At 71.7% G+C, this 21716-nt stretch carries 23 protein-coding genes; 13 read left to right on the top strand and 10 right to left on the bottom strand.

Annotation, left to right across the window (positions count from 1 at the left end):
* Positions 1-27: 27 nt before the first annotated feature.
* From ABD999_RS29490 to ABD999_RS29500, 3 genes are read right to left on the bottom strand one after another with little or no spacing between them, the layout of a single operon-like run.
* Positions 28-729 (bottom strand): response regulator, encoded by a 702-nt coding sequence (locus ABD999_RS29490; protein WP_219546721.1) that lies wholly within the window; start codon positions 727-729, stop codon positions 28-30.
* Complete coding sequence (locus ABD999_RS29495) at positions 699-1820, bottom strand: hypothetical protein (protein WP_219546722.1); 1122 nt, start codon at positions 1818-1820, stop codon at positions 699-701. The genes ABD999_RS29490 and ABD999_RS29495 overlap by 31 nt, the downstream gene beginning before the upstream one ends.
* Complete coding sequence (locus ABD999_RS29500; RefSeq protein ID WP_271275668.1) at positions 1813-2931, bottom strand: sensor histidine kinase; 1119 nt, start codon at positions 2929-2931, stop codon at positions 1813-1815. Before ABD999_RS29500 ends, ABD999_RS29495 begins: the two co-directional genes overlap by 8 nt.
* A gap of 163 nt (positions 2932-3094) precedes the next feature.
* On the opposite strand from ABD999_RS29500, the gene ABD999_RS29505 reads away from it, so the two are divergent.
* From ABD999_RS29505 to ABD999_RS29525, 5 genes are all read left to right on the top strand, one after another.
* Positions 3095-3223 (top strand): hypothetical protein, encoded by a 129-nt coding sequence (locus tag ABD999_RS29505; RefSeq protein ID WP_378525309.1) that lies wholly within the window; start codon positions 3095-3097, stop codon positions 3221-3223.
* A 94-nt stretch (positions 3224-3317) separates the two neighbouring features.
* On the top strand, positions 3318-4064 hold the full coding sequence (locus ABD999_RS29510; protein WP_271275667.1) for an SDR family oxidoreductase: 747 nt from the start codon (positions 3318-3320) through the stop codon (positions 4062-4064).
* A gap of 112 nt (positions 4065-4176) precedes the next feature.
* Positions 4177-4794 carry a hypothetical protein gene (locus ABD999_RS29515; protein WP_271275666.1) on the top strand — a complete coding sequence of 206 codons (618 nt, stop codon included), beginning with the start codon at positions 4177-4179 and terminating at the stop codon, positions 4792-4794.
* A 5-nt stretch (positions 4795-4799) separates the two neighbouring features.
* Positions 4800-5159: a MarR family winged helix-turn-helix transcriptional regulator gene (locus tag ABD999_RS29520; protein WP_271275665.1), complete on the top strand. Its 360-nt coding sequence runs from the start codon at positions 4800-4802 to the stop codon at positions 5157-5159.
* Positions 5160-5267: 108 nt separating this feature from the next.
* Positions 5268-6068, top strand: coding sequence for a PQQ-binding-like beta-propeller repeat protein (locus tag ABD999_RS29525; RefSeq protein WP_271275664.1), 801 nt, complete (start codon positions 5268-5270; stop codon positions 6066-6068).
* 11 nt (positions 6069-6079) lie between these two features.
* Here the strand turns inward: ABD999_RS29525 and ABD999_RS29530 are convergent, their stop codons facing one another.
* Entirely contained in the window at positions 6080-7303 is a 1224-nt protein-coding gene (locus tag ABD999_RS29530; protein WP_271275663.1) for a hypothetical protein, read from the bottom strand.
* A 172-nt stretch (positions 7304-7475) separates the two neighbouring features.
* Here ABD999_RS29530 and ABD999_RS29535 point away from each other — a divergent pair, with 172 nt between their 5' ends.
* Positions 7476-8393: an NAD-dependent epimerase/dehydratase family protein gene (locus ABD999_RS29535; protein WP_271275662.1), complete on the top strand. Its 918-nt coding sequence runs from the start codon at positions 7476-7478 to the stop codon at positions 8391-8393.
* 35 nt (positions 8394-8428) lie between these two features.
* Positions 8429-9268, top strand: a complete 840-nt coding sequence (locus ABD999_RS29540) for a glycosyltransferase family 2 protein (protein WP_271275661.1) — start codon at positions 8429-8431, stop codon at positions 9266-9268.
* Here ABD999_RS29540 and ABD999_RS29545 read toward each other — a convergent pair.
* The 3 genes from ABD999_RS29545 to ABD999_RS29555 are packed head-to-tail and all read right to left on the bottom strand — an operon-like array spanning position 9151 to position 11590.
* Positions 9151-9687: a GtrA family protein gene (locus tag ABD999_RS29545; RefSeq protein ID WP_148035218.1), complete on the bottom strand. Its 537-nt coding sequence runs from the start codon at positions 9685-9687 to the stop codon at positions 9151-9153. The two genes, ABD999_RS29540 and ABD999_RS29545, sit on opposite strands and share 118 nt — an antisense overlap.
* Positions 9684-10430 (bottom strand): class I SAM-dependent methyltransferase, encoded by a 747-nt coding sequence (locus ABD999_RS29550; protein WP_271275660.1) that lies wholly within the window; start codon positions 10428-10430, stop codon positions 9684-9686. The genes ABD999_RS29545 and ABD999_RS29550 overlap by 4 nt, the downstream gene beginning before the upstream one ends.
* Positions 10427-11590: an NAD-dependent epimerase/dehydratase family protein gene (locus ABD999_RS29555; RefSeq protein WP_271275659.1), complete on the bottom strand. Its 1164-nt coding sequence runs from the start codon at positions 11588-11590 to the stop codon at positions 10427-10429. The genes ABD999_RS29550 and ABD999_RS29555 overlap by 4 nt, the downstream gene beginning before the upstream one ends.
* A gap of 276 nt (positions 11591-11866) precedes the next feature.
* On the opposite strand from ABD999_RS29555, the gene ABD999_RS29560 reads away from it, so the two are divergent.
* The 6 genes from ABD999_RS29560 (at position 11867) to ABD999_RS29585 (ending at position 18414) form a co-directional block, all read left to right on the top strand.
* On the top strand, positions 11867-13099 hold the full coding sequence (locus tag ABD999_RS29560) for an ABC transporter substrate-binding protein (RefSeq protein WP_271275658.1): 1233 nt from the start codon (positions 11867-11869) through the stop codon (positions 13097-13099).
* Positions 13096-14040, top strand: coding sequence for a branched-chain amino acid ABC transporter permease (locus ABD999_RS29565; RefSeq protein ID WP_271275657.1), 945 nt, complete (start codon positions 13096-13098; stop codon positions 14038-14040). Before ABD999_RS29560 ends, ABD999_RS29565 begins: the two co-directional genes overlap by 4 nt.
* A complete protein-coding gene (locus ABD999_RS29570) occupies positions 14037-15014 on the top strand; it encodes a branched-chain amino acid ABC transporter permease (protein ID WP_271275656.1) in 978 nt (325 codons plus the stop codon). The genes ABD999_RS29565 and ABD999_RS29570 overlap by 4 nt, the downstream gene beginning before the upstream one ends.
* Complete coding sequence (locus tag ABD999_RS29575) at positions 15011-15739, top strand: ABC transporter ATP-binding protein (protein WP_271275655.1); 729 nt, start codon at positions 15011-15013, stop codon at positions 15737-15739. The genes ABD999_RS29570 and ABD999_RS29575 overlap by 4 nt, the downstream gene beginning before the upstream one ends.
* A complete protein-coding gene (locus ABD999_RS29580) occupies positions 15723-16406 on the top strand; it encodes an ABC transporter ATP-binding protein (protein ID WP_271275654.1) in 684 nt (227 codons plus the stop codon). Before ABD999_RS29575 ends, ABD999_RS29580 begins: the two co-directional genes overlap by 17 nt.
* A gap of 148 nt (positions 16407-16554) precedes the next feature.
* Positions 16555-18414: a glucuronyl esterase domain-containing protein gene (locus tag ABD999_RS29585; protein WP_271275653.1), complete on the top strand. Its 1860-nt coding sequence runs from the start codon at positions 16555-16557 to the stop codon at positions 18412-18414.
* Positions 18415-18424: 10 nt separating this feature from the next.
* Here ABD999_RS29585 and ABD999_RS29590 read toward each other — a convergent pair whose 3' ends face one another.
* From ABD999_RS29590 to helR, 3 genes are all read right to left on the bottom strand, one after another.
* Positions 18425-18715: a DUF3817 domain-containing protein gene (locus ABD999_RS29590; protein ID WP_219546732.1), complete on the bottom strand. Its 291-nt coding sequence runs from the start codon at positions 18713-18715 to the stop codon at positions 18425-18427.
* A 58-nt stretch (positions 18716-18773) separates the two neighbouring features.
* Complete coding sequence (locus ABD999_RS29595; protein WP_219546733.1) at positions 18774-19328, bottom strand: dihydrofolate reductase family protein; 555 nt, start codon at positions 19326-19328, stop codon at positions 18774-18776.
* Positions 19329-19489: 161 nt separating this feature from the next.
* Positions 19490-21658, bottom strand: coding sequence for an RNA polymerase recycling motor ATPase HelR (helR, locus tag ABD999_RS29600; protein WP_271275652.1), 2169 nt, complete (start codon positions 21656-21658; stop codon positions 19490-19492).
* Positions 21659-21716: the final 58 nt, after the last annotated feature.

Genomic DNA, 21716 nt, shown 5'->3' on the forward strand with positions numbered 1-21716 from the left:
GCGGCGGGCCGGTGTCCGGCGAACGCCCTACAGCGTGGCCTCCGTGTGGTCGAGCGTCTGGTTGAGCTCGGCGAGCGTGATGACGCCGTCGTCGATGGCGCGGGTGACGAGGTCGCTCTTGGTGCGGGCGGCCCTGCCGACGTTGGCGTACTTGACGCGTACGCGCGCGATGTAGGTCTCGACGGTCTTGACGGTGATGTTGAGCTTCGCGGCGACGAGGTCCTTGGACGAGGAGACGAACCACGCCCGCAGCACCTCGGTCTCGCGCTGGGACAGGCGCGGCCGGTCCGGGGACTGGTCCGCGGCGAGCGCCCCGGACAGCGACGGCGCGGTGTAGGGCTCTCCCCGCGCCGCGGCCCTGATGGCCGTCACCAGGTGCTCGGGACCCTCCCGCTTGGTCAGGTAGGCGAGCGCGCCGAGGTCGACGCACTTGATCGCGGTGGCGTCGTCGGTGTGCTGGGAGTAGACGACCACGCGCCTGCCGCTGTGGACCAGCCTGCGCAGCTCGCCGAAGTCCGGCCTGCCGGGGACCAGCTCCAGATCGAAGATCACCACGTCGGCGGCGGCGCCCGGCCCGGTCCACACGTCGGCGAGTCGCTCCCCCGCGTCGATGAGGTCGATCGGCGGCGCGGCCTCGGCGCACCAGGCGCTGACGCCCGCGGAGATGGCCGCGTGATCATCGACGATCACCGCGGTGATCACCTCGTCGCCGGCGCGGTGGGCTGCCATCGGACCTCCATCCATACCGTTTCGTCATTGCGCAGCGTCTCGACCAGCACTCCCGGCGTCGCCGGATCCGGCACGTCCACCTCGCCGCTGTCGGCGACGACGCTCACCGACACCAGGTCCGCGCTGCCCACGACGGTGACCCTGGCCCGGGAGGCGGCGGTGGCGAGCACGGTCAGCACCGGCTCGGTGAGATCGCGCCGGACGGCCACGGGGGGCGTCGGCCACTGCCCGCGCGTGTCCAGCTCCACCTCGACGCCCTTGCGGTCGGCGACGTCGGCGCAGTGGCGCAGCTCGTGTACCAGGGGGTCGGCGACGGTGTCGGTCTCGGCGAACAGCCGCCGCATCCGGGCCGCCTCGATGGCGCACAGCCGCTGGACGGCAGGATCGTCCGGCCGGAGCGAGTTGTCGGCGAACCCCTCCAGCAGCGGGATCGTGCTCGCCGATAGCTCGGTGAACCGCTGCTGCCTGCGGCGGTGCGACGCCGCCGCGACGGCTTCCACCACGCGCACCCGTTCGAGCTCCCGCTGGGCGGTGGTCGCCGCCGCGCTGAGGCCGCGGAGCACGGCCGCGCCCACGGCCACGCAGAGCGGAAAGCCGATCACGGTCACCGAGCCGGTGGCGAACCGGGCCAGGGCCTGCCGGTCGGGCTCGTCGAACAGGAACAGGTGGAGCAGGGCGACGAGCTCGTGAGCGGCCAGGAACCCCGCCGAGGTCCGCAACGGGCGGTCGAGCAGCACGGTGAAGCCCGCCCAGTTCGCCGCGCCGAAGATCCAGTCGGTGGTGGTGGACGTCCGCCCGTCCGGCAGCGTCGCGTACGAGAGAGCGGACGCGGCGAGCACCACGGCGACGGCGGCCCAGCGCAGCCGGTTCCACGGGCGCCGCCGGACCAGCAGCACGGCCTCGCAGGCGAGCACGGCCGCCAGCATCGCGAGAGCCACGACCTGGGCGACCGGCCACTCGTACACGTCCCAGTGGCGCATCAGATTGGCGCCGCCGAGACCGCCGGCTATCGCCACGGCGACGAGCAGCGTCGCTATCCGGAGGCCGCGTTTGAGCTGGGCTCCGGTCCGCTCCCCGGCGGCGTCAGTCATGGCCGGCCGGCCATTCGAGCCGCACTCGGGTGCCCTCGCCCTCGGCGGAGACGACGGTGGCCGTGCCTCCGATGCGGGTCATCCTGCCGCGCACGGACTCGCGGATGCCGCGGCGGTGGCCCGGGACGTCTTCCAGGGAGAATCCCTTTCCCTCGTCGATGATGTCGAGCCGCAGCGACTGGGAGTCCCCGCGCAGGCGGACGGTCGCCCGTGTCGTGCCCGAGTGGCGTCGCACGTTGGTGAGCGCCTCGCGCGCCGCGTCGGCGATGGGCGCCGCGACCCCCGCCGGGAGTGGTAAGCGTGCCGGCAGGTCGAACTCCACGGAGAGCTGAGCGGCGTCGAGGTCGGCCCTGAGCAGGTCGACGAGGTCGGCCGGGCGGGGCGTCCGCCTGCTGTCGGAACGCAGCCTGTCGAGGTCGCGGCGGGCCTGCGGGCCGAGCCAGGCGGAGTCGGAGCGCACCTGCCCGGTGCCGACCATCAGGAGGGTCGTCGCGGCCGTGTCGTGCAGGGCGTTGGCGAGCTCGCGTTCCTCGGCGCGGACGACCGCCGCCGCCTGCGCGGCGGCACGCGCCCGGGCGGCCTCGGCCGCCATCCGGTCGGCCCTGTCTGCGGCCTGCCGCAGGAGGGTCCAGGCGGCTCTGGACAGCGCGGCCGCCGGCACCGCCCAGAGGTTGCCTCTGATCACACTCGGGTCCGGCACCGCCATGGCGACGATGACGGCCGCCCCGCCTCCGGCCACCAGAGCCACGGCGGCTCCCACGGGCAGCGAGGTGTGCCACTGCCACGTCACGCACGCGAAGGTGACCAGGAGCCGTGACCAGCCGAAATTGGTGTCCTCAAGGGCGCCGGTCCAGGTGACGCTCGCAGTCAGGGTCAGCAGGACGATCACGTCGGGGGCGAGCAGCGCGTCCCCCCGGCCCCGGCGCAGCCACCATACGTAGCCGCACGTCCACACCGCCGCGACGGCGACCATCGAGGCGGTGGCCGCGAAGTGCTCCGGGGACGCCCTGAACAGGGCGACAGCGCAGATCGGCACCAGCGTCGCCAGGCGCACGGCGGCCGCGTAACGGCGGCCGAACCGCACCAGCAGCCGTGCCGCTTCCTCCGCCACACCGGTCACCTCGCCCCCACCGCACGCGGCCCTCGTCGTGAGGCAGCCTAATGACTCGGCCTGCCCGGCCGGAACACGTCGATCGACAAGGGCGCCGGTTCACGAGCCCGGCATGATCTCGGGGGACGTCCGGAAGATTCGTCGTGATCGCTACGGCTCCGACATGGCCTTCGTCGCCCGCATGGCGCAGCTGGCCGGGTTCGAGCTGGAGAGCAGGCATGCCGACTGGTCCGGCGCCGCCTTCACCGCCGAGTCGCGTTCGCACGTGTCGGTCTACCGCCTTCCCTCCTGACCGCACAATTTCCCCGGAGTTGGCACGGACTGCGGGCTTGCCTTGTCCCAGGGGCGGGAACCCTGGTTCACCGGGGGACAAGGAAGGCGTTGTCATGAAGATCGTGGTAATCGGCGGGACGGGCCTGATCGGGTCGAAGCTCGTGACCAGGCTCGGCGAGTACGGGCACGAGGCGGTGGCGGCGGCGCGGAACACCGGGGTCGACACCCTCACGGGCGAAGGGCTCGCCGAGGTCCTGTCCGGCGCGGCCGTGGTGATCGACGTGTCGAACTCCCCGTCGTTCGAGGAGAGCGCCGTCATGCAGTTCTTCGAGACCTCCACCCGCAACCTGCTCGCCGCGGAGTCCGAAGCCGGCGTCGGGCATCACGTCGCGCTGTCGGTGGTGGGCACCGAGCGGCTGCCGGACAGCGGCTACTTCCAGGCCAAGCTCGCCCAGGAGCGGCTGATCGAGAAGGCGGGGATCCCGTTCTCGCTCGTGCACGCGACCCAGTTCTTCGAGTTCACCCGGACGATCGCCGACGCCGCCTCCACCGACGGCCGCACCGTACGGATCGCGCCGGTGCTCTACCAGCCCATCGCGGGCGACGAGGTCGCCAAGGAGGTCGGCAGGACCGCGGTGGGGTCGCCGCTGAACGGCAGGGTCGAGATCGCCGGGCCGGAGCAGTTCAGGATGGACGAGTTCTTCCGCGACGCGCTCGCCGCCTGGGGCGACCCCCGCCAGGTGGTCACCGACCCGGACGCTCGCTACTTCGGGGCCGAGCTGCACGAGCGTTCGCTGGTGCCGGGCGAGGGCGCGGTGCTCGGCGAGATCCGCTACGCCGACTGGCCGGGCCGCGTGTAGCCCGTCGGCCCTCGTTTCGAGATTTCTCTTAGTGATTGCGGGCGGATGACCGCGTCCCCCAGGCTCTGTGCACAATAGCCATCGGCCGGGCTCGACCGGCGGCTGGGGGACGATGAACGGGTACTCGGAACTGCAACTCGGACCGCTGGACGAGGTCAGGGCGACGGTGGCGCTGCACCCCGGCGTCAGCCTGCTGTCGCTGGCCGCGGGCAGCGTGGGCGGCCGGCCGCACGGTGTGCCCGGTCACTGGCGGCGCGGGGTGGCCGGCGTGATCGGCGAGGACGCGGCCGCGCTGAAGCCGCTGTTCGACCCGTACTGCTCGATCATCCCCGACTGCCTGACGGCGACGGCCACGATGGTCGAGGGCGACGTCGAGACCTATCTGGAGATGCTTGAGGACCTGGACCCGGCGACCCTGATCAGGGAACTGGAGGCCGAGTTCGGGGCCGGGGCGCCGGTCCACTGGCAGCCCGTCGTGGACCGCCCGCGGGCGTGGCTCCGCGTCTACGCGCGGCTGATGCGCAGGCTGTGGGAGGACTTCGCGCCGACGTGGCACCGCGCCGGCGGGCTGCTCGGCAAGGAGCGCGAGCGGGTGGGCGTCGCGGCGGTCACCGGCGCTCTGGAGGCCGTGCTCACCGGCCTGAACAGCAGGTTCAGGTTCGGCGGCACCTCCATCAGGCTGCCGGACCAGCAGGGCCGGCGGTTCGACACCTGGGCGGCAGGAAGCTGACGTTCGTGCCGGTCGTCTCCGGTCACGGCGCGTGCCTGTTCTCCTTCGACCGGCCGGGGCTGGCGTGGATCGGCTACCCCGTGCCCGCCGTGGGCCTGCTCTGGTCCGGCCACGAGGCGGAGAGCGACGAGAAGGACAGCCTGGCCCTGACGGTGGGCCGGGTGCGCGCCACGATACTGAGGGCGGGCCGGGTGCCGCTCACCATGGGCGAGCTGGCCGGCCTCCTGAGCTGCACCCCGGCCACGGCCAGCTACCACTGCGACCAGTTGCAGGCGGCGGGCCTCCTGGAGCGCGAGCGGCACGGCCGCCACGTGCGCATCGGTCTGACCTCACGGGGCGAGGCCCTGGTCGATTTGATGAGCTGACTGTTAGGCGGGTTTCGAAAAGATCGAATACCCCGTGCCTCTTCCCTAGGTTGTGCCATCGACCGGTGCGTACCGGTCGTGACACCACTCTCCCCAAGGGGCACACCCATGCGTACATCCATGAAGACGGTGGCCGTCGTGGCGCTCGGCGGCGCGCTGACGCTCACCCCGGCGACTGTCGCCGTCGCCGCCACGGCGTCCACCTCCGCCACGACCGTCTCCGCCGCCGGCGAGCTGCTGCGGGCCGGCGAGACCCTCAAAGCCGGCCAGTCCCGGCGCTCCCCCGACGGCCGCTACCTGCTGGTCATGCAGGAGGACGGCAACCTCGTCCTTTACCGGCGCGGAACCGGCAAGGGCCTGTGGAGCACCAGGACGACCGGCTCCCGCAAGGGCGCGTTCGCGACCATGCAGACCGACGGCAACTTCGTCGTCTACGACGCCGCCGGCAAGGCCGTGTGGCACAGCGGCACCACCAGGCCGGGCTCGTTCCTGGCCGTGCAGAACGACGGCAACCTGGTCGTCTACAGCAAGGCGGGCGACGCCGTGTGGGACCGCATGTCCGGCCTGGACAACCTGCTGCGCCCCGGCGACACGCTCCGGCCCGGTCAGCTGCGGCGGTCCACCGACCGCCGCTACCGGCTGGAGATGCAGCGCGACGGGAACCTCGTCCTCTACAGCAGCGCGGACAAGGCACTGTGGAGCACCAGGACCACCGGCTCCCGCAAGGGCGCGTTCGCGACCATGCAGACCGACGGCAACTTCGTCGTCTACGACGCCGCCGGCAAGGCCGTGTGGCACAGCCGCACGACCACGCCCGGTGCCTTCCTGGCCGTGCAGAACGACGGCAACGTGGTGATCTACGTCAGGTCGGGCGGCAAGGCGCTCTGGTCCACGCGCACCGGCCGCTGACGCGGGGGCGGCTACGGCTCTGACATGGCTCCCGTCGGCCGGACGGGCTCGGCGGGGCCGGGACGGGGCGGGTTCCTGGGCGGTAGTGCGGCGATCAGGAAGGGGATGACCACGAGCGAGGACAGGGCCCACACGCTGTGGAACTGCCACCAGCCCATCCCGGTGAACATCTGGACGCGCAGGTAGCCGGCCGCCGCCCAGGCGCTGGTCACCGTGATCACCGGCCAGGTGGCGCGGCCGGCGCGGGCCAGGAGGTAGGGCACCGGCCACATCAGGTACTGGGCGCCGAGCCGGTAGGTCAGGATGAGGAAGACGAGCAGCAGGACCAGGGTCAGGTCGACCGGGTCGGCCCCGCGCCACCACCACCCGGCCGCGAGCAGCCCCGCGACCAGCACGAGCGTGCCGATCCTGCCGAGGACGGACGAGACGTCCTGGTCGCCGCCCGTGACCAGGGCGGTCCAGCCCCAGTCGCCCACCACCGGGCGCGTCGACATGATGGCCTTGCCCAGGTCGACGAGCCCGGTGACCGGCGTGTCCAGGAACACCGCGCTGCTGAGCAGCCACAGCCCGGGAACGGCCGCGGTCCAGCCGAGCACCACCAGGCGGCGCGACCCCGCGACGGCGAGCACCACTCCCGGCACGAGCAGCACCGACCAGTTGGTGCAGGCCACCGACAGGCCGACGAGCACGCCGGCCCAGTGGGCGCGCCCGGCGCGGGCGGCGACCAGCGCGGCCACCCCGAAGACCAGGGTGAGCGGCGGGAACTGGCCGTGGATGCCGCTCACCATGATGCCGAGCGGCACGCACGCGTACTGGAAGCCCCGCAGCGCCCCGCGCTCGCCGGCGAGCTTGGCCACCAGCGGGATCAGCGCGAGGTCGGCCAGCACGGGGACGATCCGGCCCGACCAGTTCCAGGAGAGCCCGATGAGGTCGCCCAGCTCCTTCTGGCCCGCCAGCACGTAGGCGAGGAAAGGCAGGAAGTGCCAGCCGCCGTCGCGCATGTGGGTGGTCGGGTTGCGGCCTTCGAGCACCTCGGCGGCCGCCATCGAGAAGTCGTTGGCGAAGTCGTACGGCTGGGCGGGGTCCTGCGCGGCCCAGGCCATCGCGATGATCCGGAGCACGGCCCCGACCGCCAGCGCCGCCCACAGCGGCGGCGCCCAGCCGCGCCGTTGTGCGGCCAGCGCCAGGACCAGGCCGGCCACAAGGGGAGGGCCCACCACCAGAGCTGGGCTCACGTACACTCCTCCAACTGCCTCGCGGTCGGTCGACAGGACGACAAAGACCGTAGCCTACGCAGGGAGTCCAAGCGTTTGCTGGGAATGCCCTCCGCATCGCCAGAACCGATGCGGGTCCACCCTCCGGATGCCGGTATCGTCGCTGGGACCTGAGGGAAAGGAATGCCAGGAGATGCCGGAGGTGGGCGGGGCCCGCGTGCTCGTCACGGGCGGAGCGGGGTTCATCGGAAAGCGGTTGGTGGCGGCGCTGCTCGCCGAGAAGGCCGAGGTGACGGTCGTCGACCTCAACCCGCACCCGGATCCCGGCGTGGTGTCCGTCGTGGGCGACCTGCGCGATCCCGGGGTGCGCGAGCGGGCGGTGACGGCCGGGCTCGACGCGGTGGTCCACCTCGCCGCCGTCACGTCGGTGCTCCGCTCGGTGGAAGACCCGGCCGGAACGTACCAGACCAACGTCGAGGCCACGGCGGGGCTGCTGGAGCTCGCCAGGGAGCGCGGGGTGCCGCGGTTCCTGCTGGCGTCCACCAACGCCGTCACCGGCGACGTGGGCGGCGTCCGGATCAGCGAGAGCCTGGCGCTGCGCCCGCTCACGCCGTACGGCGCGACCAAGGCCGCGGGCGAGATGCTGCTCAGCGCCTATTCCGGCGTCTACGGCATGCGCACGAGCGCGCTGCGCTTCGCCAACGTGTACGGGCCGGGGATGCTCCACAAGGACAGCTTCGTCCCGAGGCTGATGCGGGCCGCCGCCGAGGGTAGGGGGGTCCAGGTGTACGGCGACGGCGCCCAGCTACGCGACTACGTCCACGTCGACGACGTCGTGCAGGCGATCCTGCTCGCCTGGCGCGAGGACCACGACGGTCCCCTGATCGTCGGGTCCGGCACGTCGGTGAGCGTGCACGACCTGATCGACGCGGCGCGGACGGTCACCGGTGCGCCCATCCCGGTCGAGCACGTACCCGCGAAGCAGGGGGAGATGCCGGCGGTCGTGCTCGACATCTCGGCGGCGAAGGCCCTCGGATATCAGCCTCGCCACGATTTGACCTCGGGAATGGCCACAGTATGGCCGGACTTCACGCCATCTGCAGCAGAATGATCTGCGGCTAAAAGCGACAAACCGGAGGAAGACGCATGACGAGCCCGGAGACACCGGTGGACATCGACGCCGCCGCGATGGCGGAGTTCACCTCGGAATACGGCTCGGACCTGCCTCCCATCGCGATCGTCATCGCCGCGTACAACGAAGAGCGCAGCATCGGCGCCACGGTGAACGGCATCCCGGCGGTCATCGACGGGATGGAGACCGCGACCATCGTGGTCGTCGACGGCTCCACCGACCGCACGGCGGCCGAGGCGCGCAAGGCCGGGGCCATGGTCTGCGACGTCCCCGCGAACCGCGGGCAGGGCGCCGCGCTGCGGCTCGGCTACCGTCTGGCCCGCGAGAGCGGCGCCCGCTACATCGTGACCACCGACGCCGACGGTCAGTACGACCCGGCCGACATCAAGCGGGTGCTCGCCCCGGTGCTGCGCGGGGAGGCCGACTTCGCGACCGGTTCCCGCGTGCTGGGGCGGCAGGAGACCCACGACAGGGTCCGCCGCCTCGGCGTGCACGTGTTCGCGTTCCTGATCAGCCGGTTCACCGGCCAGCGGATCACCGACACCTCGTTCGGCCTGCGGGCGATGCGGGCGGAGGTGACCGGGGCGGTCACGCTCACCCAGCCGCAGTACCAGTCGTCCGAGCTGCTGATCGGCGTGATCTCGCGGGGGTTCCGGGTCGTGGAGGTGCCGGCCACCATGCGACTGCGCGCGGCCGGCACCACCAAGAAGGGCGGCAACCTCGTCTACGGCTACCGCTACTCGCGGGTCGTGCTCGGGACCTGGCTCCGTGAGCGCCGCCGGCCGGCTTCGTCGCCCTCCTCTGCGGGCTCGGCGCCCTCCTCACCCGAGCGGGTGTCGGCGAAGACGAAGTAGTGGAACAGGAAGAACTTCGCCACGAACAGCAGCCCGTAGATCCCCAGGAAGACGGCCCCCACGAAGATCACCCGGGGGCCGTCGGTGTCGAAGATCTGGTGTCCCACCCGGTCGGCGACCCCGGTGCCCCATGACGCGATGACCAGCCCCACCACCGCGGTCAGCCAGTACGGGAGCAGCTCGCGCAGCGGCTTGGGCCGGCCGCGCAGCTTCCAGGCCCACCACCGGTTGAGCACGTAGTTGACGACGGCGCCGAGCCCCCACGCGACCACGGAGGCGGCCGACGGGCCGAGAAGCTCCAGCCCGTAGACCGTCAGCAGCGTGATCTCGCTGACCACGCCCGCCACCACCGAACCGATCGCGTAGCGCCCGAAGATGCGCGGGAGAGCTCCCCGCAGAAGACGACGAACCTGGATCACGACGCCGCGTGCCCCCGGTCGCCGGGCACCCGGAAGACGCCGAGGATCGACTGGCCGAACGGGATCGGCAGAACCCGGTCGAGCACCCGGGTGACCGGGACCAGGACCTTGTCGTACAGGCCGACGGCGCCCGCCTTGGGCGAGCCCGCCTTGCCCAGCCGCACCGCGGCCCACCAGGCGATCCCGCCCAGCAGGTTGACCGGGCGGGACAGCTCCACCTCCAGCCCGGCGCGCACCGCGGCGTCCCTGAGCGTGGCCGGGGTGTAGCGGCGGAAGTGACCGACCTTGCGGTCGAAGTCGCCGTACAGGCTCTGGTAGGCGGGCACCCACAGCACGAGCGTGCCGCCCGGGGTGACCGAGCGGCCGAGGAGGGTGAGGAGGGCGGCGTCGTCCTCGAAGTGCTCCAGCACGTTGATGGCGATCGCGGTCTCGACCGGGCGGTCCAGGCTGGCTCCGCAGGCGAGGTCGAACTGGGCCGCCTCCACCTCGCCGCGGCCGGCGAAGCGGGCCTTCATCACCTTGACCGCGTCGGGGTCGACGTCGGTGACCACGAGCCGGTCCAGGCCGGTGAACTGGCTGGCGAACTCGCCCAGCCCGGCCCCCACCTCCAGCACGCTGCGCCCGCAGTGGGGGGCGATCAGGTCGAACTGGTAACGGCGGTAGCGCGGCTTGTCGTGGCCGCCTTCCTCCCGCTCCGCGGTGCGGCCCGTGGCCCGGGCGAACGCGCCTTCCTCAGCGCTCACCGCCTCTCTCCGCCCAGGGCGCCGCGCCAGTCGACCCGGGGCTGCATGGCGTCGAGGTCGACCCGCTCGGCGTAGCGCTTGGTCACGTCGAACAGCGAGGTGATCAGCGTGTCGGAGAGCAGGTGGGGTTCGAGGCCGAGCTCCACCAGGCCGCTGTGGACGACCTTGTAGTAGTGCTCCTCCTTCTCGACCCTGGGGTTGTCGAGGTTGTTGATCGTCACCTCGTCGGGGAAGCTCCGCGCGACGGTCTCGGCGATGTCGGCGACCGACATGGACTCGGTCATCTGGTTGAACACGCGGAACTCGCCGCGCTCGGCCGGGTTCTCGCAGGCGAGCTGGATGCAGCGGACGGTGTCGCGGATGTCGATGATGCCCCGCGTCTGGCCGCCCTTGCCGTAGACGGTGAGGGGGTGGCCGAGCACCGCCTGGACGACGAACCTGTTGAGGACCGTGCCGAACACCGCGTCGTAGTCGAACCTGGTGGCGAGCCGGTCGTCGAGCGCGGTCTCCGGGGTCTGCTGGCCGTACACGACGCCCTGGTTGAGGTCGGTCGCGCGCAGGCCCCAGATCCGGCAGGCGAACTCCATGTTGTGGCTGTCGTGCACCTTCGACAGGTGGTAGAACGACCCCGGCCGCTTGGGGTAGAGCACCCGGTCCTTGCGCCCCTTGTGCTCGACCTCCAGCCAGCCTTCCTCGATGTCGATGTTGGGGGTGCCGTACTCGCCCATGGTGCCGAGCTTGACCAGGTGGATCTCGGGGTCGATCTCGGCGATGGCGTAGAGCACGTTCAGCGTGCCCGCCACGTTGTTGACCTGCGTGTAGACGGCATGCTTGCGGTCGATCATCGAGTAGGGGGCGGCCCGCTGCTCGGCGAAGTGGACCACGGCGTCCGGACGGAAGTCGCGGATCATGTCGTAGGTGAAGTCCGCCTCCATCAGGTCGCCAATGTACGCCTGGATGGTCTTACCGGTCAGCCGGTGCCAGGTGGAAATCCTGGTTTGCAGGGATTCGATCGGCACCAGGCTTTCCACGCCGAGCTCGAAGTCGTACTGCCGCCGGGCGAAGTTATCGGCGACGGCGACCTCGTGCCCGGTCTGAGAGAGGTGGAGGGCGGTGGGCCAGCCAAGATAGCCGTCACCACCGAGGACCAGAATCCGCATTGACCTGACTTTCTCACTGTGCGACAAGTTCGGGGACATTAATACGCCTATGGGGGTGTATCACACCTAGATGTCAGAGTGTTCCCCCTGCTGTATCCATCACACTCGTACCACATCACCGGTCCTAACCTTCCCGTCTTGCGCCACTTCACAGCAGGTTGACAGGCGCTGGATCAACGGGACAAGTCGCTTGACCGCGGCGCGCGCCTGCTGCCAACATCAGCGAAACAGCGTTCCAGAAGATGGAACCGAGGCAACCCCCCCGAGGACGACGCCATGCGTATCAAGTCCTGTATCGCCATCGGCACGCTCCTGACTCTCTCCCTGACGGCCTGCGGCGGCTCGGCTCCCGGCGGGGCCGCCCCGGCCTCGCCGGACGCGTCGGGCACCATCAAGATCGGCTCCATCCACCCCCTCACCGGCGCCCTGGCCTTCGACGGCCAGCAGATGTCCAAGGCGATCAAACTCGCCGCCAAGGCGATCAACGACTCCGGCGGCATCAAGTCGCTCGGCGGCGCGAAGCTGGAGATCCTGGACGCCGACAGCCAGGGCAAGCCGGAGATCGGCCAGAGCGAGGCGCAGCGCCTCACCCAGGCGGGCGCCGTGGCGCTCGTCGGGCCCTACCAGAGCGCGGTCGCCGCGCAGGTCGCCACGGTGGCCGAGCGGAACAAGGTGCCGTTCGTCATCGACGTCGCCTCCGCCGACGACATACTCAAGCAGGGTTACACCTATACCTTCCGGCTCCAGCCCTCCTCCGACACCCTCGGCAGGTACGGCGCGCGCTACCTGAAGGACCTGGCCGACCGCACCGGGCAGCAGATCACCAAGGTCGCCTACTTGCACGAGCAGACCGACTACGGATCCTCGACGTACGAGTCGTTCACCGACGAGGCGGCCAAGCTCGGCCTCCAGGTCGGCCCGCGGATCACCTACGACGCGCTCAAGGCCGCCGACCTGACCACCGAGCTCACCAAGGTCAAGGCCGCCGGGGTCGACGCGCTCGCGGTCACCGGCTACTACCGCGACGGCCTGCTCACCGCCAAGGCCATCGCGTCGGTCCAGCCCGGCGTGAAGATCGTGCTCGGCGTCTCGCACGGCGCCTTCAGCTCGCCGGTCTTCCCGCGCGACGGGGGCGCAGCCGCGGAGGGCGTCTACGACTCCAACTTCAACTACGACGCCACCAAGCCGGAGTCGAAGGCGATCCTCGACGCCTTCCAGGCCGAGTACGGCGAGGAACTGCGTTTCATCCCCTTCACCTCGTACGAGTGCGTCAGGCTGGTGGCCGCGGCCCTGGAGAAGGCGGCCAGCCGGGACCCGGCGAAGATCCGTGAGGCGCTCGCCGGGATCTCCTTCGACACGCTGATGGCGTTCGACGGCCCCGTCCAATTCGACGAGTCCGGGCAGAACGAGAACGCCACCCCGATCGTCCTGCAAGTCCAGGACGGCAAGGTCGTCCCGGTGCATCCCGCGGCCAAGGCCGTGGCCGAGCCGAGGCCCGCCGCGGAGTGAACCACCTGATCTCGCGCGCCGGCCTGGGCATCCTCGTGGCGGTGGCCGTGGTCGCGGGCGCGTGGGCCCGCTCGGGCAGCGGATCGGTCACCGCCCAGGCGGTGCTGACCGGTCTGCTGCTCGGCGGGGTCTACGCGCTGGTCGCGATGGGCCTGACGCTGATCTTCGGGGTGCTCGACATCGTCAACTTCGCGCACGGCGCCTTCATGACGCTGGGGATGTACGCCACCGCGCTGCTCGCGACCGGCGCCGGGCTGAACCCCTACCTGTCGCTGCTGGTGAGCGTGCCGCTGCTGTTCGGCCTCGGCTACGTCGTGCAGCGCCACCTGGTGAGCCGGACCATGGGCGGCTCGCTCGCCGCGCAGCTCCTGCTGACCCTGGGCATCGCGATGCTGCTGGAGAACGCCCTGCTGCTGGCCTTCTCCGGCGACACCAGGACGGTCGCGGTCTCCTTCGACACCCCGCTGCGCGTCCTCGGCGCGGTGGCCGACCTCAGCAGGGTGCTGGCGTTCGCCGGCGCGATGGGGCTGGCCGGGGCGGTGTGGCTTTTGCTGACGAGGACCAGGCTGGGCACCGCGATCCGGGCGGTGGCCGCCAACCCGGAGGGCGCCTCGCTGGTGGGGCTCGACGTGCGGCGGCTGCACGCGCTGACGTTCGCCGCCGGCACGGCCTGCGCCGGGGCCGCGGGGACGCTCGTGACGCCGCTCGTCACCGTCGAGCCGACGGCCGGTGAGCTGTTCAACATCATCGGGTTCGTCGTCGTGGTGCTCGGCGGTCTGGGCAGCGTTCCCGGGGCGGTGGCGGGCGGGCTGATCGTCGGCCTGACCGAGCAGCTCGGCGGCATCTACCTGCCGGGGCAGAGCCCGCTGCTGGCGGTGTTCGCGGTGTTCGTGCTCGTCCTGCTCTGGCGCCCGCAGGGCCTGTTCGGGAGGCCGGCGTGATCAGAAGGCTCGTCGTGCTCGCGGCGATCGGCGTGGCCCTCGCCCCGCTGCCCCTGCTGCTGCCGCCCGCGCAGGAGGCGGTCGCCGTCCGCGCTCTGATGTTCGCGATGATGGCCGTGGCCTGGAACCTGATGAGCGGGTTCGGCGGCCTGTTCAGCTTCGGGCACGCCGCCTACTTCGGACTGGGCGCCTACACCACCGCGCTGCTGACCGTCGAGCTGGGGCTCTCGCCGTGGCTCGGGCTGCTCGCCGGGATGGCGGTGGCCGCGCTGTTCGGCGTCGTCACCGGCTATCTGGCGGTCCGCTACCGGCTGAAGGGCGCCTACTTCGCGCTGGCCACCTTCGCCTTCGCGGAGATGCTCAGGCTGGCGGCGCTGAACTCCGAGCTCGTGGGCGGCGCGGTCGGACTCACCCTGCCCGTCACCGGCGAGCAGGGGTGGTGGACGCTCCGGTTCGACGTCGGCGACCCCGCGTACTTCTGGGTCGCGCTGCTGCTGACGCTCGCGTGCGTGGCGACGGTGATCGTGCTGCTCGGCAGCAGGGCGGGGCTGAACCTGGTGGCCGTGCGCGAGGACGAGACGGCCGCCGCGGCCGCCGGGGTCGCGGTGGTCCGCCACAAGATCCTGGCGATCGGCGTCTCCGCCGCGCTCACCTCGGTCGCCGGCGGCTTCTACGCCGTCTACTACCTGTTCGTCAGCCCGGACCTCGCCTTCGGGCCGTCGGTGTCGATCCAGGCCATCCTGCCCGCGGTGATCGGCGGCGTCGGCACGGTGTGGGGGCCGCTGATCGGCGCGGCGGTGCTGGCCCCGCTGTCGGACGTGGCCGCGACGGTGGTCCGCACGCCGCCCGAGTTCCTCTCCTTCCTCCAGGGCCGCAGCGGGCTGGACGTGATCATGTACGCCGTGCTCCTGATCGTCGTGGTCCTGGCCATGCCACGCGGTCTGTACGGCGGCTTCGCCAGGAGGTCGCGATGATCCTGCGCATGGAGGGGGTGAGCAAGGCGTTCGGCGGCCTGCGCGCGCTGGACTCGGTGACGTTCGAGGTCGAGCGGGGCACCATCCACGCGGTCATCGGGCCCAACGGCGCGGGCAAGACCACGCTGTTCTCGGTGATCTCCGGCGAGCAGCGGCCGGAGAGCGGCCGGATCCTGTTCGACGGCCAGGACGTCACCGCCCGGCCCGCCCATCTGCGCGCCAGAGCCGGCCTGGTCCGCACGTTCCAGCTCACCCGGCCCTTCCCCGCCCTGTCCGTCCTCGACAACGTGACCGTGGCCGCCGGCGCGCACCTCCGCACCAGGAAGGAGGCCGTCGCCGCCGCGACCGGGACGATCGAGAGGATCGGGCTCGGCGCCTACCTGTCGCGGCCCGCCGGGGAACTGCCGGCCGCCGCGCGCAAGCAGCTGGAGCTGGCCAGGGCGCTGGCGCTCCGGCCGAAGGTGCTGCTGCTGGACGAGGTGCTGGCCGGGCTCACCCCGGCGGAGCGGGAGCCGATGATCACCCTGCTGGGCGAGCTGCGCGCGGAGGGCATGACGCTGGTCCTGGTCGAACACGTGATGCCGGCGGTGATGCGGCTGGCCGACCGGGTGCTGGTGCTTGATCGCGGGAGCGTGCTCGCCGAAGGGGAGCCCGCGGCGATCGCCCGCGATCCCCGCGTCGTGACCGCCTATCTGGGAGAGGACTCCGATGATGCTCTCGCTTGACGGCGTCGACGCCGGATACGGCGGCCTGCGGGTCCTGCACGGCCTGTCGCTGGAGGTCGCGGCCGGGGAGATCGTCGCGCTCGTCGGGGCCAACGGCGCGGGTAAGTCCACGACGCTGCGGGTCGCCTCGGGGCTGCTCAGGCCGACCGCCGGCCGGGTGGTGTTCGACGGGGAGGAGCTGTCCGGGCTGCCGGTCCACGCGGTGGTGCGGCGCGGGCTCGTCCAGGTCCCGGAGGGCCGCGCGCTGTTCGGCCCGCTCACCGTCGCGGAGAACCTCGCGATGGGCGCCTACCACACGGGCGAGCCCGCCGACAGGGTGCTGGAGCTGTTCCCGAGGCTCGCCGAACGGCTGGACCAGCGGGCCGACACGATGAGCGGCGGTGAGCAGCAGATGCTGGCCATCGGGCGCGCGCTGATGACCCGGCCGAGACTGCTCATGCTGGACGAGCCGTCGGTCGGGCTGGCCCCTCTCATGGTCCGCGCCGTCTTCGCCGCGCTCGGGCGCATCCGCGAGAGCGGCGTCGCGATCCTGCTGGTGGAGCAGAACGCGGCCCAGGCGCTGGCGCTCGCGGACCGCGCCTACGTCATCGAGAGCGGGGTCATCACCCTGTCGGGCGACGACCTGGCGGGCGACGAACGGGTGCGCCGCGCCTACCTCGGCCTCTGAACTCGTTTCAGCCGGTTTCCAGAGGCATATCGCCAGCTCATGGATGGATTGCGTGATCGTACGGACCGAAAATTTCGGCTCTTGATTGACATGTTTCGGGAGGATTCTCAGACTGATCACCGACCCCTCACCGCAAGGGAGAGTTCCGGTGATCATCGGGATCCGTACGAGAGCCGTCGCGCTGGCGGCGGCCGTGACGCTCGCGGCCGCCGGGGCCGTGGCGCTGACCTCCGCCGAGGCCGTCGCGGCCGCCGGGGTCGAGGACGAGGGCGCCGACTGCGCGGTGTCCGGCCTGCCCGGCGAGGGGTCCCTGCCCACCGTCTCCCGGCTTCCCGACCCGTTCATGAAGCTGAACGGCACGCGCGTCTCCGCCAGGTCCGAGTGGCGGTGCCACAGGGCGGAGATCAAGGCGCTGGCGGAGAGGTTCGTCTACGGCGAGAAGCCCGCGAAGCCGTCCGGCGTGACGGGGACGGTGTCACGCACCGGCATCACCGTGAACGTGTCGCACAACGGCAGGAGCGCGAGCTTCTCGGCGGGCGTCGACCTGCCGAGCGGTTCCGGCCCGTTCCCCGCCGTCATCGTCCTGGGCGGGCTGGGCGCGGACACGGCCACGATCAAGGCGGCCGGCGCGGCCGTCGTGACCTACGACCCCCTCGCGGTGGGGCGGGAGGGCACGCCGCGCTCCAGCAAGCAGGGCGCGTTCTACAACGTCTACGGCTCCTCCAGCGGTACGGGGCTGCTGGCCGCCTGGGCGTGGGGCGTGAGCCGGATCATCGACGTCATCGAGCAGTCGGGCGGCAGCGTGCTCACCGCCGACGCGACCGGCGTCACGGGCTGCTCCCGGTACGGCAAGGGCGCCTTCGTGGCCGGCGCCTTCGACCAGCGCATCGCCCTGACCATGCCGATCGAGCCGGGCAGCGGCGGCCTCGCGGCCTTCCGCGTGATCCCCGGCGAGAGCGGCGCCCAGCCGCTGAGCAGCGCCTACGGGGAGCAGCCGTGGCTGGGCGACGCGTTCGGGTCCTTCACCGGCAACCCGGCCAGGCTGCCGGTCGACACGCACTCGGTCGTGGCGATGATCGCGCCGCGCGGTCTGTTCGTCATGGACAACCCGCACATCGACTGGCTGGCCGCCAGGTCGGCGAGCGTCGGCGCCCTCGGCGGGGCGGAGGTCTACAAGGCCCTCGGCGCGGAGGCGAACATCACCTACTGGTCCGACGTCCAGGACGGCAACCACTGCGCCACCCGGTCCGAATGGCGCACCCCGCTGCAGCAGACCATCCAGAAGTTCCTGCGGAACACGGGCAGCCACACGGGCTCGATGCGGATCTCCCCCAGCAAGCGGGGCAACCTCGCCGAGTGGCGTGACTGGCAGACCCCGGCGCTCGGCGGCTCCGGCGACACCACCCCGCCGACCGCCCCCACCGGCCTCGCCGCCTCGGGCACCACGGCCACGGGCACGAGCCTGAGCTGGACGGCCTCGACCGACGACACCGGCCTGGCCGGCTACGACATCCTGCGCGCGCCCGGGCCGAGCGGCGGCACGTTCACCCAGGTCGGCACCTCGGCCACGACCTCGTACGCCGACACGGGCCTGACGCCGGACACCACCTACCGCTACCAGGTCAGGGCACGCGACGCCGCGGGCAACACCTCGCCGGTCTCGAACACCGCCCAGGTCACCACGCAGCCCGGCCCGTCCGGCGGGACCTGCGCGGCCGTCCCGACCGTGCAGACCCAGTGGAGCACCGGCTACGTCGTGCAGCCGCTGACCATCACCAACACGAGCAGCTCGACCATCACCGGATGGACGGTGACCTTCACGCTCCCGGCCGGCCACACGCTGACCGGCTCGTGGAACGGCACCGTCACCACCAGCGGGCAGACCGTGACCATCAGGAACGTCGCCCACAACGGCACCCTCGCCGCCGGAGCCAGCACCACCAGCGTCGGCTTCCAGGTGAGCCGCCCGAGCGGCGACGCCCTGCCGTCCGGCTACACCTGCGTCTGAAGGGCTCGGATCAGGACTGCGTCACCATGCGCGACGCCATGCGGCGCTCGAACCACAGCGAGGTGAACGGCGGCACGGCGCACGCCAGGCCCAGCACCACCGTGCCGCGGCTCCAGCCGGCCTCGCGCGCCGCGAGCACCACCCCGGCCGCGTACAGCACGAACAGCGCTCCGTGGACCGGCCCGAAGATCTTCACCCCGAGCTCGGTGGTCTCCGTCACCCACTTGAAGAACATGCCGATCAGCAGCCCTGCCCACGAGCACGCCTCGGCCACCGCAACGATCCTGAACCAGCGCAGCATGCCGCACCCTTTCACCTGGAGGAAGCGCTCACTCTACAGGCTGTAGAGCTGGCCGTGGTCAGGCGCCCTCGGGCTTGTAGACCAGGGACAGCACCCCGGTCGTGAACGTCTGCGACTTGACCAGCTCCAGCGGGATGGCGTCGCCGCCCTCGTCGAACAGCCGCTCGCCCTTGCGGACGGCGATCGGGTGCACCAGCAGGTGCAGCTCGTCCAGCAGCCCGGCGGCCAGCAGCTGCCGGACCACCGAGACCGAGCCGCTCATGGCGATCCGGCCGCCCGGCTCGTTCTTCAGCGCGGTCACGCCCTCGATCAGGTCGCCCCGCAGCTGCTCGGAGTTGCGCCAGGTGAACTCCAGCGACTGGCGCGACACCACGATCTTCCGCGCGTCGCCGAGCGTCTTGGCGAAGTCGGCGTCCTCGCCGCCCGCCGCCTCGCGCTCCGGCCACGCGCCCACGAAGCTGTCGTAGGTCTTGCGGCCCACGAGCACGGTGTCGGCCATGCCCTCCGTCACGGCGGCGCCCATCTCCTCGTTGAAGTACGGGAAGTGCCACTCCGCCGGCTCGTCGATGACGCCGTCGAGGGAGATGAACAGGCTTGCGGTGATCGTCCTCATGACGGTCCTCCGGGGAAGGGGCGGGGCTGTCCGGCCGCGCCGTTCTGTCGTACCGACAGCTTCGCCGGACCTGCTTACGGATCCCTTAAGGCGTCCTGCGGTCCGGCCGTCAGGAGACCGGAAGGGGGGCCGCTTGAGATCCCATAGTGGCGGCCCGGACGTCAGGGGCTCGTGAGGACGACCAGTTGCCGGGTCGCCCTGGTCATCGCGACATAGCGGTCTACCGCTCCTTCGACGCCCTCGCCGAACGCCTGCGGGTCGACCAGGACGACCAGGTCGAACTCGAGCCCTTTCGCCAGCTCCGGAGTCAGCGACCGGACCCGGGACGTCGCCCGGAACGCGGGATCGCCGATGACGCAGGCGGTCCCGTCGGCGTTCGCGGCGAGCCAGCCGTCCAGGATCGAGTCCAGCTCCCCCGCGGACCCGTGCGCGACGGGGACGCCGCCGCTCCGGATGGAGGTCGGCACGTTGGCGTCCGGGAGCGCGGCCCTGATGACCGGCTCGGCCTCCGCCATGATCTCCTCCGGCGTCCGGTAGTTGATGGTCAGCGAGGCCAGGCTGACCCGGTCGAGCCCGACCCGCTCCAGCCGCTCCTGCCACGACTCGGTGAACCCGTGCCTGGCCTGGGCGCGGTCCCCGACGATGGTGAAGCTCCTGGACGGGCAGCGGAGCAGCAGCATCTGCCACTCCGCGTCGGTCAGCTCCTGGGCCTCGTCCACGACGACGTGCGCGAACGGGCCGGCGAGCCGGTCCGGTTCGACGCCGGGCAGCATGCTCTCGTCGACCAGGGCGTCCTTGATGTCCTGTCCGTGCAGCATCATCACCGCGCCCTCACCGTCGTCGTCGGCCTCGATCATGTGGTCGACGACCGCGGACATCCGCTCGCGCTCGGCGGCGAGGGTGGCTTCCTGGCGGCGCCTGTGGCGTGACGCCTCCGGGTCGCCGAGCCGCTGCCGGGCCGCGTCCAGCAGCGGCAGGTCGGACACCGTCCAGGCCTGGGCGTCCGCGCGCCGCAGCTTCCGCACCTCGTCGGGGCTGAGCCAGGGGGCGCACATCCGCAGGTAGGCGGGCACGGTCCACAGGTCTCCGACGAGGTCGGCGGCTTCGATGATCGGCCACGCGCGGTTGAAGGTCGTGAGCAGCCTCCGGTTGCGCAGCAGCGACCTTCGGATCAGGTCGGCCGGGGCCTCGACCTCGTGCCTGTCCACCAGGATCGTGAGCAGCTCCTCCCAGATCCGGTCGCGCGCCTCGTTGTGCGGGGTGCCGGGCTCCGGCGCCTCGAACGCCTCGGCCCAGTCGTCGGCGCTCAGCCGGACCTCGTCCCAGTCGGTGGTGACCGTCATCTCCTCGGTGGGCGGGTTCTCGTAGAACCTGACGGCCGGCTCGATCGCCTTCACCAGGTCCGCGGACGCCTTCAGACGGGCCACCTCCGGGTCGGTCTCGACCCCGGCGGCGGCGCCCTCGGCGACGAGGTCGCGCAGGGTGCAGGTCTGCACGCCCTCCTCGCCGAGGCTGGGCAGGACGTCGGACACGTAGGCCAGGTAGGGCTGGTGCGGGCCGACGAACAGCACGCCGCCCCTGCGGTGGCCGAGCCGAGGGTCGGAGTAGAGGAGGTAGGCGGAGCGGTGCAGCGCGACGACGGTCTTCCCCGTGCCGGGACCGCCGTCGACGACGAGGGCGCCACGGGATCCGGCGCGGATGACGGCGTCCTGGTCGGCCTGGATGGTGCCGAGCACGTCGCGCATCCGGCTCGACCGGTTGCCGCCGAGGCTGGCGATGAAGGCGGACTGGTCGTCGAGCGCGGCGTGCCCGTCGAACCCGTCGGAGGTGAAGACCTCGTCCCAGTAGTCGCTGATCCGGCCACGCGTCCATCGGTACCTGCGGCGGCTCGCCAGGCCCATCGGGTTGGCGTGGGTGGCTCCGAAGAACGGCTCGGCCGCCGGTGAGCGCCAGTCGAGCAGCAGCCGGCGACCCTCGCCGTCCGCCAGGCCGAGCCGTCCGACGTACACGGGCTCGGAGTCGTCCGCGCCGACCATGCGCCCGAGGCACAGGTCGAGACCGAACCTGCGCAGCGCGCGCAGGCGGGCGGACAGCCGGTGGACCTCCAGGTCCCGGTCCAGCGCCGCCCGGCCCTTGCCGCCTGGCGCCTTCCGCGTGGCGTCGAGCCGGTCGGACAGCTCGGCGATCGTCTGCCGCAGGCTCTCGGCGATGGCCGCGAAGTGCCGCTCGTCGCCGGCGATCAAGGCCGGGTCGGCCTTGGGCGCGAGGTTGCCGGGTAGGTCGAACGCGCTGGTGGTCAGCGGGTTCGTGTCAACAGCTCCGAAACGCACGTGCGCCCCCCAAGTTTCCGCAGGTTCTGGCCCCGGCCGACGATTGTGCGGCACGACC

It is taken from the genome of Nonomuraea ferruginea, assembly GCF_039540635.1.
GTDB classification, from domain to species: Bacteria; Actinomycetota; Actinomycetes; order Streptosporangiales; family Streptosporangiaceae; genus Nonomuraea; species Nonomuraea ferruginea.

Coding starts and splice junctions, on each gene's coding strand:
- ABD999_RS29560 (WP_271275658.1), top strand. CDS start 11,867: ATGCGTATCAAGTCCTGTATCGCCATCGGCACGCTCCTGACTCTCTCC.
- ABD999_RS29595 (WP_219546733.1), bottom strand. CDS start 19,328: ATGAGGACGATCACCGCAAGCCTGTTCATCTCCCTCGACGGCGTCATC.
- ABD999_RS29515 (WP_271275666.1), top strand. CDS start 4,177: ATGAACGGGTACTCGGAACTGCAACTCGGACCGCTGGACGAGGTCAGG.
- ABD999_RS29495 (WP_219546722.1), bottom strand. CDS start 1,820: ATGACTGACGCCGCCGGGGAGCGGACCGGAGCCCAGCTCAAACGCGGC.
- ABD999_RS29580 (WP_271275654.1), top strand. CDS start 15,723: ATGATGCTCTCGCTTGACGGCGTCGACGCCGGATACGGCGGCCTGCGG.
- ABD999_RS29490 (WP_219546721.1), bottom strand. CDS start 729: ATGGCAGCCCACCGCGCCGGCGACGAGGTGATCACCGCGGTGATCGTC.
- ABD999_RS29590 (WP_219546732.1), bottom strand. CDS start 18,715: ATGCTGCGCTGGTTCAGGATCGTTGCGGTGGCCGAGGCGTGCTCGTGG.
- ABD999_RS29575 (WP_271275655.1), top strand. CDS start 15,011: ATGATCCTGCGCATGGAGGGGGTGAGCAAGGCGTTCGGCGGCCTGCGC.
- ABD999_RS29555 (WP_271275659.1), bottom strand. CDS start 11,590: ATGCGGATTCTGGTCCTCGGTGGTGACGGCTATCTTGGCTGGCCCACC.
- ABD999_RS29510 (WP_271275667.1), top strand. CDS start 3,318: ATGAAGATCGTGGTAATCGGCGGGACGGGCCTGATCGGGTCGAAGCTC.
- ABD999_RS29540 (WP_271275661.1), top strand. CDS start 8,429: ATGACGAGCCCGGAGACACCGGTGGACATCGACGCCGCCGCGATGGCG.
- ABD999_RS29535 (WP_271275662.1), top strand. CDS start 7,476: ATGCCGGAGGTGGGCGGGGCCCGCGTGCTCGTCACGGGCGGAGCGGGG.
- ABD999_RS29505 (WP_378525309.1), top strand. CDS start 3,095: ATGGCCTTCGTCGCCCGCATGGCGCAGCTGGCCGGGTTCGAGCTGGAG.
- ABD999_RS29525 (WP_271275664.1), top strand. CDS start 5,268: ATGCGTACATCCATGAAGACGGTGGCCGTCGTGGCGCTCGGCGGCGCG.